The organism is Evansella sp. AB-rgal1, from assembly GCF_041820985.1.
In the GTDB taxonomy this organism is placed as follows: domain Bacteria; phylum Bacillota; class Bacilli; order Bacillales; family Salisediminibacteriaceae; genus Evansella.
Genome location: NZ_JBGUAU010000013.1, coordinates 15,263 through 33,727, shown reverse-complemented (window position 1 = coordinate 33,727; position 18,465 = coordinate 15,263). Strand labels below are relative to the sequence as shown.

Below are 18,465 nucleotides of genomic sequence, written 5' to 3'. Positions count from 1 at the left end.
TTATAGATTTCTATTTTTATATAATAAATAAATAAAAAATGGTGCACCAATTCCCGCCGTGAAAACTCCAGCAGGAATATCCAGTGGTAAGAAGGCGGTTCTACCAACCACATCAGCAACAGCAACAATGACACCGCCAATTAGCGCAGCTGTTGGTACTAACGCTGCAAAGGATAACCCAATGAGTTTCCTAGCGATATGAGGAGCTATTAACCCAACAAAACCGATCCCACCAGCAAAGGATACTGCGGAACCTGCTAAGGCAACGCTAATAAACAGAAGTAAAAAACGGTAAAGCTGTACCCTTGCCCCAAGTCCAGTAGCTACGTCATCCCCTAATCCTTTTACATTCACCGTCCTTGCAAAAAGCATTGTAATGGGGATAAGAACCACTACCCAAGGGAGCAAACCATATACATCTCCCCAATTGGCCCCATAAATACTACCTGTAAGCCAAAGGTAGGCTCTTTGGGCAGAAGTAACATCACTTAATACAATCATCATTGTCGTCATTGCACTCATAGCTGCAGCGACACCAATACCAATTAAAACAAGTCGAATCGGTGTTACACCATTTTTCCATGATAGCAAATAAATAATTACGGAAACGATGGCTGCTCCCATGATTGCCGCAAGTGGAAGCCATTTAATACTTACTGTTCCAGCAAAGCTCATAAGAAAAATAATTGCCCCTACAGAAGCACCACCAGTTATTCCTAAAATATCAGGTGATGCCAAGGGATTGCGAACAATTCCTTGCAAAATCAACCCAGCTACCCCTAAGGCAGCGCCCACAAGAAAAGAAAGGGCTACCCGTGGTAATCTTAGTGACTCAATAACAAAGGCATATTCATTCGTGATACCTACCATCTGTTGTACTACCTTGACAGGTGATATCCACGAACTTCCCACTGATAAAGAAAGAAGAAACAAAATAACAGCAAATGAGAACAGTGCCAAAATCGTGGCAACGGTTTTTTTGTGGATTTGAAAGGAGATGGAGCCGCTTTTATTTCTTATAACAAATTTACTCACTTCTTCCCACTCCTTTCCTTGCAATATAAATAAAGAATGGCGTGCCCAGCATCGCAGTCATAACTCCGATAGGCATTTCCTGCGGCATGATCACAAGCCTTGCTGCAACATCTGCAAAAAGTAATATCGTTGCCCCTGTAATAGCCGACATGGGAATCACCCAACGATAATCGATACCAATAATTCCTTTCACAATATGGGGAACTATCAAACCGATAAACCCTATCGCCCCGCCAATAGCAACAGATCCTCCAGCTAGGAAAACCACGATAACCCCAATCGTTACTTTTATAAGAATTGTCCGCTGACCTAAACTTTTGGCAACGTCCTCCCCAGACATCATAATATTCGTGGCTTGCCCCATAAGAAGTGCAACAATTCCCGCCGTTAGCATAAATGGTAAAATCGGCAGCAGCATATCCATAGACCTCCCAGCAACGGAACCCGCAAGCCAGAACAGAACACTTTGCAGATTTTGTTCACTGAGGACTAAGATGCCTTGTGTAAACGAAACAAACAAAGCAGTAATTGCAGCACCAGCCAGTACTATTCGGATGGGAGAAAGACCATCTCTTCCAAGGGATCCTAGAAAATAAACAAGTGCACCTGAAACTGCCGCCCCTAAAAAACCGATCCACATGTATTCCACTAACGATGAGACCGATAGGAAGGTTGCCGCAAATACAATGAAAAATAAAGCTCCTGCATTGATGCCAAATATATCTGGCGAAGCAAGGGGATTTCTTGTAAGTGCTTGCATCAGTGCTCCTGAAATGGCCAAACTTGCCCCTATAACTATTGCAATAACTGTTCTTGATACTCGAGATGTCATAATAATGACATGTTCTGTGACCGTTTCATCATAGTTTAAAAAAGCATCCACAACCGTAGACAGAGGGATTGCTGTTTTTCCCAAGGCAACGCTTAAAAAAATAGCTATAATAAAAAGAAATAGGAATAGAAGAAATATAATAAATTTGGGAATACGGGAAAAAATTGACTTCATTGTTTTCCCCTTTCTAGCGCAGTATTTATTCTGACAAGATCGCTGTAAAAGTTTATATTAATCCACTTTAGTGAGGTATCCTCACCTGTTACTTTGTAATACAATATTTTTTTCACCAAAACAAGCAAGGGCTGAGAGGAATATCCTCCTGCCCTCGCTGAAAAAAGTTATTTATTCTAAGCCAAGTCGTTCGGAAATATCGTCTAGCATCAAGTTCGCTGCGATGTATCCACCTGCCATGTTCCAAGTAACTTCATCTACTATAAATACTTGATCGTTCTGTACAGCATCAAGATTTCCCCATAACGGATGACTAGTCCATTCCTCAAAAGTAGCTTGGACTGCTTCGTCGTCTTCGTTAAAAATATAGAAGATGTCTGCATTCATTTCAGGAATGCTTTCTTTGTCAGACAACATTACTCCCCACTCTTCGCTTTTTTGATTCTCAGGGCGTTCGAAACCAAGCTCAGCCAAGATAGAACCAGCAAATCCTGTGAAATAAATACGTGCATGATCTGCTCTAAAGTTTAAGATAGAAACTTCAATTGGCCATTGTTCTCCTAATTCAGCAGCTGCTTTTGTTTGGAAGTCCGCCACTCTAGCATCCCAATCTGCAAGAAGTTGTGCAGCATCCTCTTGCTTATTCATTGCCTCACCCATTAGTTCTACTGTTTCTTTAAAAGCAAACACAGACTCGTGGGTAACTGTAGGTGCAATTTGTGAAAGCTGTTCGTACACTTCCTCGTGACGCAGTTTAGATGCAATGATTAGATCTGGGTTAAGTGCTGCAATCTCCTCTAGGTTAGGCTGGGTTTCTAGACCAACAATGTTAACACCTTCGAGGTCACCCTTTAAGTAATCATAAACTGGTTGTTGTACCCAAGATTCTACGACACCCACAGGAGTCACACCAAATGCAACGATAACATCCGTCGCTCCTTGATAAAGGGTAACAATTCTCTCTGGCGTGCCTTCAATTTCTGTTGTACCCATAGCATGCTCAATTACTCTCACGCCATCTGCCGCAGTTTCATGTTCCGTTTCTTGCTCTTGCTCTTGCTCTTCTGTACCTGACTCTTCCGTATTTTCAGTCTCACCATTATTCTCGTTTTGATCTAATTCGTTTTCCCCACACCCCGTTAAAAACAAAGTAAATGCAAGAAAGAACGCTAGTAAAGAAAAGGTGGTAACTTTCTTGTATGAATTCATCCTAGTTTTGATCATGAAATAATTCCTCCTACTAATCTAGTGGTTTTGTTTTAATTGATATTGATTATCAATATCAATTACTAGTATACGATGAGAAATAACGAATATCAACCCCTTTTTTTTAAAACCAGTGGGAAGCAGTGGGGAAGCAGTGGGGACGGTTCCCACTGCTTCCTGTTCTACAAATTTCGGGTTGTGGCACTTATAAACTTTCACTCGAAACGGTTTTTAAACCACTTTTATTTGCCATTTCACTCTCATTAACCGACGCTGTTATTCTGGTAGTGACATGCACCTGTACCCCAAAAACCCAGAAAATAAAAAAAAGCGCCCTCTCATCACCGAAATCCAAATGCTCTGGACGATTAAAATCGCTTTTTGCTTTTAATCGTCCAGGTTATTTGACACGATGTAATGGCGCCTGGAGCTAGACCATTTTCTAAGTCCAAAAATTTTAATTTTTATGCTTTCTGCTTACCTTTTCAAATAGGAAGCAGCGAGAACCGTCCCCGCTGCTTCCTACCCTAAGGAACACGTGGCCCCATATACTTCCTCATGTCGAACAGTAGATTTATCAGACTCTTATGATAGGGAATGAATATCCCCTCGTCTATCATCCTCATGATTTCATCCCTTGAAGCCCACTTAACTTGCTGTACTTCTTCCGGCTGTAAGGTTAGTTCCCCAATATCAATATCTTCCACAACAAGATAATAATCATCGAAGCCAACTTCGAAGTTAACAGTAAAGGACGGCCTTACTCCATGAAGATTAATTATATAACCTATCTCCTCCAAAACTTCCCGCTCAGCCGCTTGCTGGCTTGTATCTCCTGCAATGGCACTACCTCCTACCGTTAAATCCCACATATTAGACCATCCTTGTTTAAAAGGTTGCCGTTGTTGGATTAACATTTCACCCTTATTGTTAAAAATACAAACATGAACCACAAGGTGAAAGTCTCCCGCTTCAAAGGATTCTCCACGCACCATCGTTCTACCTGTAAGTTTTCTATCCTTATCGTATATATCCCAAATCTCCATTACTTTTCACCCTTTCATCGGAAAAATCTCGGTTATGCCTAACTCAAAGAACCGCACCATATACTCCCTTGCCACTTCTTTTGTTTCGCAAAACGAAGGAAGCAGCGAGAACCGTCCCCACTGCTTCCTACCTACACTGCTTCTCTACATACATCCTTTTATCGGCTACGCTATATAATTGGTCCATTGTTTGGCCATCGGTTGGATAGTGACTTACACCCATACTTGCTGATAGAGAGATTTCATGTTCACAAGAAAGCTCCAGAGGTTTTGCTAACTGCTGTTGAATGGCTTCGATAATCGTTTCTGTTTCCTCCACACCCACCAATAGTACAAATTCATCCCCGCCTAATCTTGCCGCATGGTGTTTATCTGATATAGCTTTCTGTAGAATAGAGGCAAAATGTTGAATGGCATAATCTCCCGTTTGATGACCGAACGTATCGTTTATCTTCTTTAATTTGTTTAAGTCTAGTAAAAGAAGGTTAAATTCATTTTCCCCCTTTAAAAGGTCGGTTATCTGTCTTTCAAAATCAGCCCTATTTGGCAAGTCAGTCAGAATATCATGGTAAGCCAAATACTGTACTCTCTCTTCTCTTGTTTTTGCTTCTGTAATATCTTTTAACATGACAAATACAAGTTTTTTTCCTTCTACTAAAATAAAATCGGAATCTATTAATACCGTTTTCCGTTCTCTTAATTTGTTGACGAAAGATAGTTCTAGGTTTGCAACTTTTATTTGTTCTTCGAAAACATTATTGTATCTAGCAGCAAATTTTTCCTTGTCTAATCCAGTTAAAAACGATATTATCGGCGATTGAACAACATTTTTACTTTCCACCCCAAGATATTTTGAGATTTGTGGACTGGCTTCAAGAACCATGCCATGTGCATCCATAATAAGAATTCCAGAAGGAGATTTTTGAAACAAGATATGATACCTTTTTTCATATGACGATAAATAATCAAATTTTGACATACTAAAAAAGACAGCGATTGCCCAGAAAATAGAACCATGTGGAATAAAAAAATGGAAGTAATTATCACTAGAATCTCCCATTAATAAGGAAACAATTAACATAAAGCTTGTCCAGAAAAAAAACGCCAAAATTCCTTTAAGCCACATTTTAGCAGCGTTATTCCCTTTATTCATTTCAATAATTGTTAAAAATATGATAATGATTAAGTACGAAAAATTAACTATCCATAACAGATATATGCCTGGTCCTGGAATAAACGTTGTATCTAGTGTACTCCCCTCTACATTAACCATCCATGAATCAATAGGAAAAGTCAGTAGCAAAATACTTCCTGGAAGGAATAAAAGTTTAAGGTATTTTGCGTTTTTTCTATTATAAACGCCTCCATTGAGAAACCAAAGATGTAGCGCTAATAATGCTCCGATGGTTATCGGTCCATTCACCCAGTATAAACTGAATTCGTGAAAATACAGTGGATAATTTACAAGTGAAGCAAATACACCGATAAACCACATAGAAGTGGACACATACAACAAGCTACATGTAATATGCCTAGCACTATGACGATTACGACTATAAATCATACCCGCCATATACAAAAATACACTTGCTGGAATCAAATACAATATGCAAAAAAATAAAAACTCCATTCCATTCACCTACCTTCTATGTAGCTCGGATAATCCACTATTCCATGTTTAGAAAACCACTCTGTCTTTGAGAAACACCGAAAATCAAAGTGAAAATATTGTAAATCAGTTGGTTATGCAACCAAGTAGTTTGATAAAATTGATATAAAACTTTTTCACACAAAAAAAACTGCCTTCTTCACAGCAGTTTAATAATTGCAACCCGGCTGTCATGCTGTGTGTTTAGACCCGTGGCTTTGCGTCCTATGCTTTCACACAGTTTGCCAAAACTATAATGTTTCTTTTAGTATAGTCCATTATCCCTAGAGAGAAAAGCACTTTCATAAATTTACCTACTGCGTTTGGGTAAAATGTTGCAACCCGGGGGACGGTTCCTGTGGCTCAATCAACCATACATATTGGCGTGACGAGTTCATCCCTTTCACGAAAGGAGCAGCACCCTTCTCTGTGAAGCCTCTCTATACAAAAGTGATCCCTCTAAGCGGACACTCTACTCCAGAATTTGCAGAACGTTTAACAACGAAAGCCCAAGTAGAGAAGCTCATCTTAACCCATTTACCACAATTCGGGAATCACCACGAACTTCTAAAATGGCCAAAATCGATTTTTCACGGGTCTGTGGAACTAGTCAAAGAAGGATTAATAGCCGAACTTAACTATAGAAGTTTGATAAAAAAGAGCAAGGAATTTCCCGCAGGACTCCTTGCTCAAAAATTTTCACTATAGAGGTGAACCTTCTAAACGATCGATAAAACCGAACAAACTTCTGGTGGTGACAGGTAGCAACATTCATCACTTAAAGCGTTGCATCATTTTTGCAAGACTAATAGATAAATCATTTAGCTTTATACCAATGTCATTTGTGTTTTTCAGTTGGGTTACTTGGTTTTCGCTTAAGGCAAGAATTTCTTCCGTACTTGCCGATGTTTCTTGAGAAACCGAAGATAGATTACCTAATGCATTTTCTAAAATTGGCAAGGATTGTACAACGCTATTCAACTCAGATTGAACTCCTTTTAATTGATTACTTACCTTCGATATATCTTGCAGCATCTCATCAAAGGAAACCTTTGAATCGTTTGCCAATCTTATATTTGCGTGTATTTGTTCATGCATTTGATCAAATTCCTGACTAGCGTTTGTAGTGATTGTTTCTAGTTTTTCAATAGATTGTGTGATTTCATCCGTTGCAGAAGATGATTGCTCTGCTAATTTACGCACTTCATGGGCAACTACTGCAAACCCTCTACCTGCATCGCCAGCTCTTGCAGCCTCAATAGTTGCATTTAAAGCTAACAGTTTTGTTTGCTCAGCTATGCCTTGAATTAAACCAACCAGCTTGTTTATTGATAGGGAATAATTTTTCACTTCCCTAACGTTACTTGATAAATGGTCAAAACCTACCTCGAATGTTTTAATCACTGAGATTAACTCGGTAATGTTCTCCTCTCCAGACTTGGCTGACTCTGTCATTTTATCGGAGCTAGTAAATACCTTCCCCATATTCGTCGTCATATTTCCCATGTTATTTTCCATATCTTTTAAAATGATGACACAACTTTCCGAGTTACTAGCAGTTTGTTCTGCCCCGTGCTTAACAATATCTATCGCATCAATTAAATCATTGTTAGATGCAAGACTATTCTCAGAGGAGATCCTCAATTCATTACCATTTCCCTCTAATTTTAAAGCGGTTCTTTTAAGCTCATCTAACACATTTCTCAGATGACCAATCATCGCGTTATAACTTTTATGTAAAGAAATAATCTCTGGCAATGTTGTATTAATCGATAGTGATTGATGTAAATTACCTTCTCTTACCTTCTGCATAGTGCTGCGTAAATCTGTTAGTGGCCTTGTGATTGTCCTCATAAACATACTAATTACGATAATAACCACTACGATACTAATTACTATTGCAGATAAAGTAAATAAAGCCATATTGTTAACTGGTTCCATATAAGTGTCACTCGGTATCAACATGACAAATAATCCATTAATTTCTCTCATTTGTTGAAAAACAATTGTGTAATTATCACTACTAAGTCGTTCATGAAATATTCCATTTTGTATATCGACTATTTTTTTAATCAGCTGGTCGCTTACATCAATATTTGCTTGTTCACTAACATTAAAAGGTTTTAACTCACTATTTTCTATGTAAAAAAAATCTGCGGAAATTCCTTCAGTAGCAAGTTTTTTTTGCTGAAATTGAACATTAAAATTAAGCTGTTGCATAAAATAATCATTGTCACTAACGTAAACAAATTTTAAGTTTTCCGCAATATGACCAATTAGTTCAGCTTCACTAAGTAAACGATTTTCCATCGTATTGATTGTCATATCTCTTGCTTTAAAATAAGAACTAAACCCAACTATTAGTAAAGATGTAACTAAAAGAGAGGTAAAAATAATAAACATCCTCGTACTTAAATTAACTTTTTTCATCAAATCTCTGAACAAACTTCTCTTATCACTCGCTTGTTTCTCTTTTAATAAAACATTTTTCTTCCTTATTTCCAAATTAGTCCCCCCAAGATAACTCACTATTCGACAATTTCATTATAGACGTTCTAAGTAAAGTTTCTGTAAAGGGAATGTATAGTCTATGTAAAGAGAACAAACAAATTTTCACGTATTTTCAGAATCTGTAAGGGGTAGGGGCAACCAAGAGGACGGTTCCCTTGGTTAAAATAATCGAAGTAGCAATCACCAACAACTTTCTTTTCGACAAATTTAGGGGGGTGGGGTGACGCCTAGCACCACCCCAGCTCGTACTTACCGTGTTTTACCACGCGCGTTCGATTTAGCTTTCCCTCTTTGTTGTTCATTTGGTATTTTACGATCTGGATTTGTAGGTTCGAAATTTGGTTTTCTACCTTGATGCTCAGACATGTAAACTCCTCCTATTTTCGGGTAACTTTTTCCTCAACATTAATTAAAATAACCACAAAGACATAAACTATGCATTGGGAAGCAACCGGAACGGTGTGCCCCCTTCTAATTGGCTGGTTAATCATGCAGTTTGAACCGTTTCATGCAGGCTTTCTTGCTAATCCCGACTGTCCAACTTCCATATATATGGATAATGATGCGGTAAACGGGTGGTATCTAACAATTTTTCAGTGAATACTAACATTTATGCGGTGGATACTAACAATTAGAAGAGAATTACTAACAATTTGTCGAATGGCGGCTGTCCACCCTCCCGCCCTCAACTGCTTATTCAAAATTCTATTCACATTCCCCGCCTCCTAATGCCAGGAATGAGGGCGGAGGATTTTGATTTTTGCTTTTTTCACTGAGTTTTGTTTATTTAAACTATTTTTCGTGTTATTTCCGGTGTGCCCCCTTCTAATTGGCTGGTTAATCATGCATTTTGAACCGTTTCAAGCAGGTTTTCTTGCTAAGCCCGACTGTCCAATTTCCATATATATGGATAATGTTCCGGTTAACGGGTGGTATCTAACAATTAACGGGTGGTATCTAACAATTTTTCAGTGAATACTAACATTTATGCGGTGGATACTAACAATTAGAAGAAAATTACTAACAATTTGTCGAATGGCGGCCGTACACCCCCCCCCGCCCTCAACTGCTTATTCAAAATTCTATTCACACCTTACAATTAAGCGAACGAATCTAACAAATAGGGGTCAAAATATTACATTTTGTCAAATGATGCAAAAATCACATCACCTACTCTTTCAAAAGCCTTTCCACTTCAATTAATCAAAAGCAAAAACAAAAAAAAGTCGAAGAAGTAAGTTTTCCCTACTCCCGCGACTTTGCTGTATCTTTCCTCATATTTGCCTTTTACTGTTAGTACTAGATTCAGGTCTTGATAGTTGTCTATTGCCAAAACATGCTTCCATTTGGTGGTATGCATGCTTATGAAAACCACCCATGCCAAAAGAAGCACTGAGAACCGTCCCCACTGCTTCCCCAATGCTTCAATGCTTCCCCTTCACTGCCGCACAAAGCTCCCACCGCTTCCTCCATGAAAAAGGAAGCAGCAAGAACCGTCCCCACCACTTCCCCACCGCTTCCTAAAACTGACTAGCCAAGGTTAATGTTGTGTGATCTATTCTAACTAAATCCCAAGAAGTCACAATGCCGATTGGCTTTTGGGTACGGATCCCTGTCTGAGTAATAAGAATTGCTTCTAGCTTTTCATTGCGATCAAAAGCACCTTCAAATACATCTTCTAAATCGTATATCGTACTACCTCTATGTAAAAATTGTACATTATGTTTCTTTTCACAAGATAAAATATCTTTCGCTTGTATGCCTTCTAACGATACCACATCACCATGCATGTTCATAGATATCCATTTGGCAATACCGCCTTCCGTTAACAAACCAACAAACGCAGACTCATCATCATAGATAGGAAACTGGGAAAACCCTGTTTTCTCAAGTTCTTTTAAAATATATGTAACAGGGATATCTGGTTTAAAACAGGTGACTGGTTGTGAAGCAATCGAAAGTGCCAAGGGAGGTTTCATAAGTAACCCTTCCACTCTTTCAATTTCTTTTACCGTATCTTCATGGGGATCCGCTATATAATGATCCTTATTAAACCGTTGATGAACAAGTGCGTTCCGCAGATGACCAAATTGTTTAAGTATATCGTAGTGCTGCCTAACTACATTATGACGATTACGACTTTTGTAAAGTGCCTCACTATAGGAGATATGATCCGTCGAACCTATCGTTAGTTCTCTCAATTTATTATGTATTCTGTTAAAAGCTGCTTCAAACCTTGCAACACGATCACTTTGTCCTATCATTGAGTGCATACTAACTACCCTTTCTATCCTAATATATAATTTGGTTTAACCCCTTGCTACCTAAATCAACAAAATAACGCATATTTCGGGTGGAGACAAGCACTACCACAACTATTTTTTCGGTGCCACAATTCTATACTCCAAAGCCATCAGTGTTTTCACTGTTTCTGTTACCGTTATTCTGTCGTATTCCTTTTCTTGATCCGTCAATTCATCGTAAGGCACTAGGCCCGGATGCTCCTTCCTCTCGTCATTACGTTCAGGCCCGTAAGACCAACCTTCTTTGATCCGCTGCACTGCCCACGTTTCATGAATGTTTTTTGCCAAAACTTCAATTACGTCTTGAATTTCCTCTGGCATTTCGACCATCGATGTATTTATTGGATTCGGTTTATATGTCAACCTACACACTCCTTTTAGTTCTCTACTGATCCTAATAAAACTGTTATGATTCTATCATACTAGCCAATAGGCCTAGTTCTTTTGCCTCCGTTTACATTTCGAAAACCTTACTGCCACAATGATTGGTGACAAGTATTTCTATCTATTATATTATAAGAATACTAGGTGAATAGGAATATTGAACTATTCCATACTTATATAGCAACTCGAATGGATGTCCCACTCCTAATTAACAACTTATACCATCATTCAGCGCATTTGGAGGAAATTTATGTTTTTAAAACAGATGTATCGATTTCACATAATAGTAGCCATGCTCTTTTCAATATATTTTCTTTGGACGATTACCAATCAAACAACAAAGGACCCCATCTATAACGCAATTCTCATTGGCTTAATGTGGGCATCCCTTATTTTCTATCGATATGCAAAACCATATCTTATACAAACCATAACATTCACTTTTGCATTTATATCAGGTTTATACGGGTTTCTTATTCACACACATGGAGACTATTCCTTTTTAAATGCACTTTACTCCACATTCCGCTTGTTTTTATTAAATATGGATCCCGTGTTAACTGAAACGGAGAGTCTATTTTTTCAGCTACCACTATCGTTAGAGATAGCCCGATGGTCAGCAGCTTTATACACCATTTCCACCGTAAGTCTCTTCATTTTTCGCTATGCAGGCCAATCGTTACTCGGGATTTGGCTTCGAATTCGAGGCGGTCATATCATCGTTTTTGGTACAGGCACTCAGGCCACCCGTTTCGTGCATACGTTGAAAAACGAAGGTAAATCCGTTGCTGTCGTTGGATCAGCCATGGAAAAACGAGAGAAGGACCTTTTACACAAAAGAGGGATTGTATATCACGAGGCGAAAAAAGTAGATCCACCACTTTTTTCAAAAATCGGTGGGAAAAAAGCTAAGTATATCATCATTTTCACTGAAGATGACGCAAAGAATTTAGATTTTTACATATCCCTTCAAGACTATCTTACAAACAAGAAGAATCACCTCCAGAAGGTTATGGGAAAGGTTCTCCAACCATTTCCTAACCGTAGAATAACACAAGAGATTTTGGTCCACCTTAATCACGTTACATCTCAGCAACTATTTAAAAGTATGGCTCAAGATAAAAATCCAAAGACTATTTCACGATCATTTAACACACACGACGTTATGGCTCAAAAATTTTTGCATGATAATCCCCTTTATACTGGGCACGAGAAAAGGTTACAAGATCCACAGGGAGAAGCCTTACATCTGCTTTTTATTGGATTTGGAAAAAGTAATCAACAACTGGCGTACCAAATCCTTCATCGCGGGCACTTCATGACTCAAAAACCTATACGCATGACCATCTTTGATAAAGATAAGAAAAAGGTGGAGAAGGAGTGGCGTTATTTAGCAAACTATTCGAACAAAGTTGCTCAGATTCTCTTTAAAGAGATTGATTTATTGCAGGAAGATGTTGCTGGAGAGCTGAAAAACGTAGAGAAAGAGATTACCCATGCCTTTGTCTCCCTAAAGGATGATTTCCTAGATATGATCGAAGGTCTTGAATTAAAAGATTTATTGCCCAACGCCTCCATTTATATAAAAATGAAGGATGACCATCTAGTTAGTAAGTGGCTTCACGAACATAAAAACGAATACGTGTCCATCAAGCGGTACATTTTTTTACGAGAAATACTCAATAGTGAATATATTTTAGACGAGAAGCTTCAGACACTAGCGAAAGCAGCACATGATAATTATCAGCAATACAAAGAGGAATTGGGGTTGCAACCTGATCTACCTTGGGAACAGCTTGATGTTTTCACCCAGGAGTCCAACAGATCCCAAATGCTTCATAACGATACGAAATTAATGCTCTTAGGTTTGAAAAAGATCCCTCTCTCTGTTGCTCAAAGAAATGGAGCATCCGACGAAGTCATTGCCACGAATGAAGAGTATCTAACCTTTATTGAACAGTATGTTGATAAACTGGCACAAATTGAGCATAATCGTTGGAATGCCTTTCATTACCTACGTGGTTGGGATACACTCCCTATCAAAGAAGTAACCAAAACGTATCGAAAAGATTCAAACAGAAAACTCCATGCCTGTCTTGTAAGCTGGAACGAGTTAGACCTAGTGAGGGAAAAAACAGGAACAGACTTCAAAAAATATGATAGAAATACGATTGAAAACTTATTCCAATACTACTACGCACAAGGATATTTGTTGAAAAAAGAATAGCAACCAAAGGATCGGATCCCTTGGTTGCTATTCTTTATGTGTCTGTTCTTTGATTCATAAGGTACACCATTCCCTTTTACATTTGACAAAAACAGACAAAAACCGGGTGGTGACCAGGCACCTAGAGGTGATTAATTATCTGTTCGATGTTTAACGATCTTTGAATAAATACGTTGATAATAAAAATGACCACACAAACGATCAAGAAAATCTTAAAGGCTCCTTGAATTACTTTCAAGATATTACGATGAATTTTCTCATATGCTCTCGGTGCACCCGCAAACCACTCTTTAATTCTCCCGTTCCTGATTTCCATTCCACGAATGCCTGCTTCTGTTTTATAGATGAGTTTATTTAATTTCTCCTGTAAAACGGCCGGCATTAAATGTAAGATAAATAATATAATAGAAAAGATGATTTTAATAATAGCTAGTAAAATAGATACCACAATACTAACGACCCACAAGAATATTTGGATAAAGTATTTGGAAAGGATAATGATTAATATAATCCCAATTACTTGTATACCATACATCTTTACTCCGTCTATAATGCGTAAAAATAGCAACTCATCCAAATGTATGTCTCTCCTTCATGATTAACGGTCTATTTCTTCCATCAAGTCTTCAATATCACTACTTCGTTTCGTTGCTTTTTCTTGTCCCTCTTCTAAATAAATCCCTTTTTCTTTCCATACTCTCTTCATTAATTCTTTATTTTCTTCCTCTTCGATTAACTCTAAAACTATGGTTGGGCTCTGCAATTCTTCTAGCATTTCATTAAAGTACCGAATTAGTTCTAGTTTAGAGGAAGCTGCATACGTCTTATCCATGGTACTACCATCATGCTTTATTTTAATGCGAGTCATTTCTTGCATCGCCTCGATATCAAGGTCACCTGCTGCAGTGCGGTATTTTTGATCAATCTGTTTTGCTACCTGATCCTTGGAGATACGAGCATTATACTCCGCTACCCGTAAACCACAATTTCTTACATCACTAATCAGCTGCGGAAATACTTCCACATCGCTGAATTTTTGTTGAACTACACTAATTTCATCCATATCATAAGTAACAATAATACTAGAGATAAAGGAAGGAATTCGATTATGTAGATAAGAGGTAATATCCTTGATATTTGCATGATAAAGTTTTACTGGGTCAACAATTTCCAACTTTAATGTGACTTCCACACGCAATTGCTCCCGATGGTTTCTTGTAACATATTCATCACCATGTGAATAATGAAACGGACCAGCATTCATTTTAATCCTACGACAAATTTTACGACTCTTAATAAATGCATTAGAAACGGGAGTCTTCTCCGCTTCCACGGGAATGTATTCCCCATCCTTTGTCATATAAATAAATAATTCCCCTACCCTTAGCTGTGGCTCTGGATCTCCAGCGGAAAACCACGGCTTCTTTTTCACTTCCACTTCACTATAAACTAATGACATGGTTAAGCCCCCTTCTTCATCATATTTACTAGATTTTCAAATTCACTTTTTTCTAACTTATCTCTTAGATTACGTAATAACCCTTTGTACTTTTCTCGCTTTTCTTGATCTTCAGAGATTTCATCATAATATCGACCTAATAGCCGCCCTGCATAAGAAGCATCTTCCCTGTTCGCTAATTCTATTAAAATATGAGCTAGAAACTTCTCAACAAAAGGAGATTTACTTCTATAAAACATCGTAGCATGATTGGTAAATAGCTTTCCTATCAACCTTACATACTCAGCATATACCTCGTTATCTTCCCAAACCTTCAACTGATGAGCTAACGTCCGATAATATAACTTTTCAAACTCCTCATTCAAGTAGATATATTTGCTCAAATAAGAAAAAGTGATATATAACGTTTGAGTTGGATGGTTCCGAAATAAATCAAGCAACCATTCTAACGTATCTTTGAAGTTTTCGATACTGATATTCGATTGAAGGGTTAATAAAGCTGTTCGTTCAAGCTTATTATTTCTCGTATATATCCAATTTTTTAACAGGCGGTGTATTTTTATTTGATATTTCGTTTGTTCGTACAAGGAAACTAAGATTTGCTTTGCCATTTGATTTTCTGCAAAATGGACAGACTTGGCCATCGGATAGATCAATTTGTCGATCCCTATCTCAAAATGAGCATCTATCAACGATAAAATAACCTCTTCTACATTACGGATGGAGTATGCACTTTTATTCGTTATTTGTTTTATCAAAAACGAAGATAAATACTCCTGTAAATATGGGTACTCCAACCAAACCATCGGCCATATATTTTCTGCAATAAAGTCATGCTTATAATAAATATGATCATCATGATATAAACCTAGATGATTTCCCGACTCCTCTTTTACTACTTTTAAATGGAAATCGGTCTTCAACTTTGTTAAGGATCGCATATGAAAGCTTATTTGTTGAGTAGGGAAATGGTTGTTGTACTCATCCACCAATTGTTGATAGGTATCAACAATCGTGGCATACCTTTTCCCGTGATGAAAGGAAAGGGCTAAGTTATACAAAAGATCATCTATGTTACTATGCTGCAGATCAAAGGGTAATTGTGCTTTATTTGTTTTCAAAAATCGAATGGATTCTACCATCTCATCGAATGATTGTTGTTCCTTTAGATGGCTAATAATTAGCTTAATAATAGCCGTTAACGTTTCTATATCCTCCATTTCATCGACGTTGACTTCCGTTTCCATGTTCTTCATGAATTCTGATGATACTGCATGCATTCCTTGCTCTCTTAAATTCCAGTTCACATGATTTAAGATAAAATCCCCTTTATTAGAAGGCAAATCTATCTCCATACAATTCAAATAGGTCACTGGGGCATCTGTACAAATAACGAGGCTAGCGCTTGCTTTTCCTAGTCGTTCCTTCAGGATTTCTGAGACATTTTCCGTTAGAACCTTTTTCAATTCAGAAGATGAAATCTCTACTATATATCCGGCATTTTCATGCAATGGTTCGTTCAATAAGGATTGGAAAGCCTCCAAGGATAATCCTTCAAAAATAGTGGACTTATCCTGTTTCAAGAAAAGATTCACCGCGTGTGTTGTTTTCCCAACTTGGTTTTCTCCGTACATAAGAAGAACGCGATCAGCAGGAGAAATTTCCTTTACATCTTGAGACGGTGTAAAAACATGTTTATATTTGTCCAATGCTTTTTCACCTACCTGCAAAAAACCATTGGGTTTATGTAACACTCTTTTATTTGTATGACGTAAAAATGTATCTGCATCCATACTATTGTCTTTATCATTCAGTAGTAGCTGGACAATACTTCTTAACTGTTGTAATGCTTCTTCCTCTGTTTCATAATCATCAAAATGAAACCATTGAGTCGCATTTAAGTGCATTTCTAAAACTCTAGGATAACTCGTTCTTCCTTTTAAAATAGGTATAATCCTTTTTTTAGACTTACGCGCATGAAAAACCTCGTTGGTTACGAAATTATCTGGGTCTGTTTCAAACTCCTTCGTTAGATAAACTAGAAATACGTTGGAGCCTTCTATACCAGATAACACTTCCGATGAATAATTATCGCTTTCTAAAATATTTCGGGGAGCATACCAACATTTTATCTCTGGTTCTAGGAAAGCAGCCAGTTGTTTCACAAAGTCTTTATCAGGTCCCCTATGACTTAAAAAAATATCATAGCCCATTCAAAAAATCCTCCTATTGTTTCTAATCACTAATAATTTCATAGGGTCGTTCTACAACTATTATCCTATTACATGCCCCTAATGATAATTTCATTTCATATATCGAAAGACATAAGACTATTTTCACATATAATATGACAAATTTCCAACAAATTCTTACTAACTTATATGTTTTTTATCCTTGCCATAACGCCCTTAACATAGTTAATGGCACCCCGTTTTGAAGAGCTTAACGGAATGCCATTTCGAATCAATTATAGACTTTCTACCTTATCAGATGATTCTTCCATTAATTCTTGTAGTTTAGCAATTCGTAAATCGGAATCTGGATGGGAAGAAACTAAATTTGCCCATAAACCTTTCGTATGTACTTCATGTTCATGAAAACTATCTAATACCCCAATTAGTGCAGGACCATATCCTGAATGATAAGCAAAAGCATCCGCATTAAATTCATTCTGTCTACTAGAATGCATAACTAAAGCGGTACCTAACTTCGTCCAAAGCCACATCATACCAACGAGAATAAGATCAACAAATATGGCTACCAAAATTCCTCCTAGTCCTCTAGTTGCACCACCTACAAATCCTGCGATTACTAAAAAGAAGAATCGATAAAGAATGAACAAAACTGATACAATTAAATTTCCAACAGTAACAACAAGGATTAAATCTGTGTCCTTATTTGATAAATGTCCAAATTCATGAGCCAACGTAGCTTTAATCTGTTCATCATCATACTCTAGGAATCCCTTCGTTAAACAAATTGTTTTCCTACCAGTAGCAAAGGCATTTGGCTCCTTATCATTGGAAATAAACAATTTCACATCATCTGGTATAGACGGATCTAGTTCTTTGGCCTTCGCATGCACCTCTTCAAATAAAGGCATTAATCGTGCCAGGTGGTCTTTACGAACTAACGGCTTACATCCAGTTTGTAACCTTAAAATCCATTCACCAATTGGAGACAAAGCAATCGTTAACGAAATAAGATAGATAATAAGACCCATAACTACATTCTGAAATAACCACATAACGAGCAGTGTATTAAGAAGAAGAAACACCCCGATACCAATATTACTTTTACTTTTCAGCCTATCTACAAAATCCAAAAGATAAATCACAATTTACATGTTGACTCTGTCGAAAATTGTCGTTTCGTACGGTTTTTCTTTTTATAAAAAAACTCTGTTAAACATTGATGTTGATTTTCACTACAGGTTGCTCGCTTTCCTTGGGCAAAAAACTGCAAGCCTCCTCCCATTACGGTCTATAAGTGCCTGCCCACGTCCTGTGGACAACGGCCTCAATTCTCCATCCTGGCTCCGCCTCCCTGTTTGGTCTCGCCTCGCTCGTTATCCCCCAGGAGTCTCGCATATTCCGTAAAAATCAACATAGCACAAATTTCAACATCGTCCTTTAACATA

General features: G+C 37.8%; 14 protein-coding genes and 1 riboswitch. Of the genes, 1 reads left to right on the top strand and 13 read right to left on the bottom strand.

The window, feature by feature from the left end; all coding sequences use genetic code 11:
• The 9 genes from ACERII_RS12500 to ACERII_RS12460 form a co-directional block, all read right to left on the bottom strand.
• Entirely contained in the window at positions 1-1,035 is a 1,035-nt protein-coding gene (locus ACERII_RS12500) for a FecCD family ABC transporter permease (protein ID WP_373642696.1), read from the bottom strand.
• Positions 1,028-2,041: a FecCD family ABC transporter permease gene (locus ACERII_RS12495; RefSeq protein ID WP_373642695.1), complete on the bottom strand. Its 1,014-nt coding sequence runs from the start codon at positions 2,039-2,041 to the stop codon at positions 1,028-1,030. Before ACERII_RS12495 ends, ACERII_RS12500 begins: the two co-directional genes overlap by 8 nt.
• A 171-nt stretch (positions 2,042-2,212) precedes the next feature.
• Positions 2,213-3,265 (bottom strand): ABC transporter substrate-binding protein, encoded by a 1,053-nt coding sequence (locus tag ACERII_RS12490; RefSeq protein WP_373642694.1) that lies wholly within the window; start codon positions 3,263-3,265, stop codon positions 2,213-2,215.
• A 509-nt stretch (positions 3,266-3,774) separates the two neighbouring features.
• The gene (locus ACERII_RS12485) at positions 3,775-4,293 is read right to left on the bottom strand and encodes an NUDIX hydrolase (RefSeq protein ID WP_373642693.1); all 519 of its coding nucleotides are present in this window, start codon (positions 4,291-4,293) and stop codon (positions 3,775-3,777) included.
• 127 nt (positions 4,294-4,420) lie between these two features.
• Complete coding sequence (locus ACERII_RS12480; protein ID WP_373642692.1) at positions 4,421-5,923, bottom strand: diguanylate cyclase domain-containing protein; 1,503 nt, start codon at positions 5,921-5,923, stop codon at positions 4,421-4,423.
• A gap of 193 nt (positions 5,924-6,116) precedes the next feature.
• A riboswitch (cyclic di-GMP riboswitch) is annotated at positions 6,117-6,198 on the bottom strand.
• Positions 6,199-6,715: 517 nt separating this feature from the next.
• Positions 6,716-8,446 carry a methyl-accepting chemotaxis protein gene (locus ACERII_RS12475; protein ID WP_373642691.1) on the bottom strand — a complete coding sequence of 577 codons (1,731 nt, stop codon included), beginning with the start codon at positions 8,444-8,446 and terminating at the stop codon, positions 6,716-6,718.
• 1,368 nt (positions 8,447-9,814) lie between these two features.
• Positions 9,815-9,955, bottom strand: a complete 141-nt coding sequence (locus ACERII_RS12470; protein ID WP_373642690.1) for a hypothetical protein — start codon at positions 9,953-9,955, stop codon at positions 9,815-9,817.
• A 17-nt stretch (positions 9,956-9,972) separates the two neighbouring features.
• Positions 9,973-10,725 carry a CBS domain-containing protein gene (locus tag ACERII_RS12465; RefSeq protein WP_373642689.1) on the bottom strand — a complete coding sequence of 251 codons (753 nt, stop codon included), beginning with the start codon at positions 10,723-10,725 and terminating at the stop codon, positions 9,973-9,975.
• A 102-nt stretch (positions 10,726-10,827) separates the two neighbouring features.
• Positions 10,828-11,118, bottom strand: a complete 291-nt coding sequence (locus ACERII_RS12460; RefSeq protein ID WP_373642688.1) for a RyR domain-containing protein — start codon at positions 11,116-11,118, stop codon at positions 10,828-10,830.
• Positions 11,119-11,389: 271 nt separating this feature from the next.
• Here ACERII_RS12460 and ACERII_RS12455 point away from each other — a divergent pair, with 271 nt between their 5' ends.
• On the top strand, positions 11,390-13,366 hold the full coding sequence (locus ACERII_RS12455; RefSeq protein ID WP_373642687.1) for a potassium channel family protein: 1,977 nt from the start codon (positions 11,390-11,392) through the stop codon (positions 13,364-13,366).
• A 121-nt stretch (positions 13,367-13,487) separates the two neighbouring features.
• Here the strand turns inward: ACERII_RS12455 and ACERII_RS12450 are convergent, their stop codons facing one another.
• From ACERII_RS12450 to ACERII_RS12435, 4 genes are all read right to left on the bottom strand, one after another.
• Positions 13,488-13,943, bottom strand: coding sequence for a hypothetical protein (locus ACERII_RS12450; RefSeq protein ID WP_373642686.1), 456 nt, complete (start codon positions 13,941-13,943; stop codon positions 13,488-13,490).
• Positions 13,944-13,964: 21 nt separating this feature from the next.
• Positions 13,965-14,825, bottom strand: coding sequence for a hypothetical protein (locus tag ACERII_RS12445; protein ID WP_373642685.1), 861 nt, complete (start codon positions 14,823-14,825; stop codon positions 13,965-13,967).
• A 2-nt stretch (positions 14,826-14,827) separates the two neighbouring features.
• The gene (locus ACERII_RS12440) at positions 14,828-17,038 is read right to left on the bottom strand and encodes a toll/interleukin-1 receptor domain-containing protein (RefSeq protein WP_373642684.1); all 2,211 of its coding nucleotides are present in this window, start codon (positions 17,036-17,038) and stop codon (positions 14,828-14,830) included.
• Between the two features lie 254 nt (positions 17,039-17,292).
• Positions 17,293-18,150: a zinc metalloprotease HtpX gene (locus ACERII_RS12435; protein WP_373642683.1), complete on the bottom strand. Its 858-nt coding sequence runs from the start codon at positions 18,148-18,150 to the stop codon at positions 17,293-17,295.
• Positions 18,151-18,465: the final 315 nt, after the last annotated feature.

What these genes read in the sequence shown, in the direction of transcription:
- ACERII_RS12495 (WP_373642695.1), bottom strand. Translation starts at nt 2,041, where the DNA reads ATGAAGTCAATTTTTTCCCGTATTCCCAAATTTATTATATTTCTTCTA.
- ACERII_RS12490 (WP_373642694.1), bottom strand. Translation starts at nt 3,265, where the DNA reads ATGATCAAAACTAGGATGAATTCATACAAGAAAGTTACCACCTTTTCT.
- ACERII_RS12485 (WP_373642693.1), bottom strand. Translation starts at nt 4,293, where the DNA reads ATGGAGATTTGGGATATATACGATAAGGATAGAAAACTTACAGGTAGA.
- ACERII_RS12480 (WP_373642692.1), bottom strand. Translation starts at nt 5,923, where the DNA reads ATGGAGTTTTTATTTTTTTGCATATTGTATTTGATTCCAGCAAGTGTA.
- ACERII_RS12465 (WP_373642689.1), bottom strand. Translation starts at nt 10,725, where the DNA reads ATGCACTCAATGATAGGACAAAGTGATCGTGTTGCAAGGTTTGAAGCA.
- ACERII_RS12455 (WP_373642687.1), top strand. Translation starts at nt 11,390, where the DNA reads ATGTTTTTAAAACAGATGTATCGATTTCACATAATAGTAGCCATGCTC.
- ACERII_RS12445 (WP_373642685.1), bottom strand. Translation starts at nt 14,825, where the DNA reads ATGTCATTAGTTTATAGTGAAGTGGAAGTGAAAAAGAAGCCGTGGTTT.
- ACERII_RS12440 (WP_373642684.1), bottom strand. Translation starts at nt 17,038, where the DNA reads ATGGGCTATGATATTTTTTTAAGTCATAGGGGACCTGATAAAGACTTT.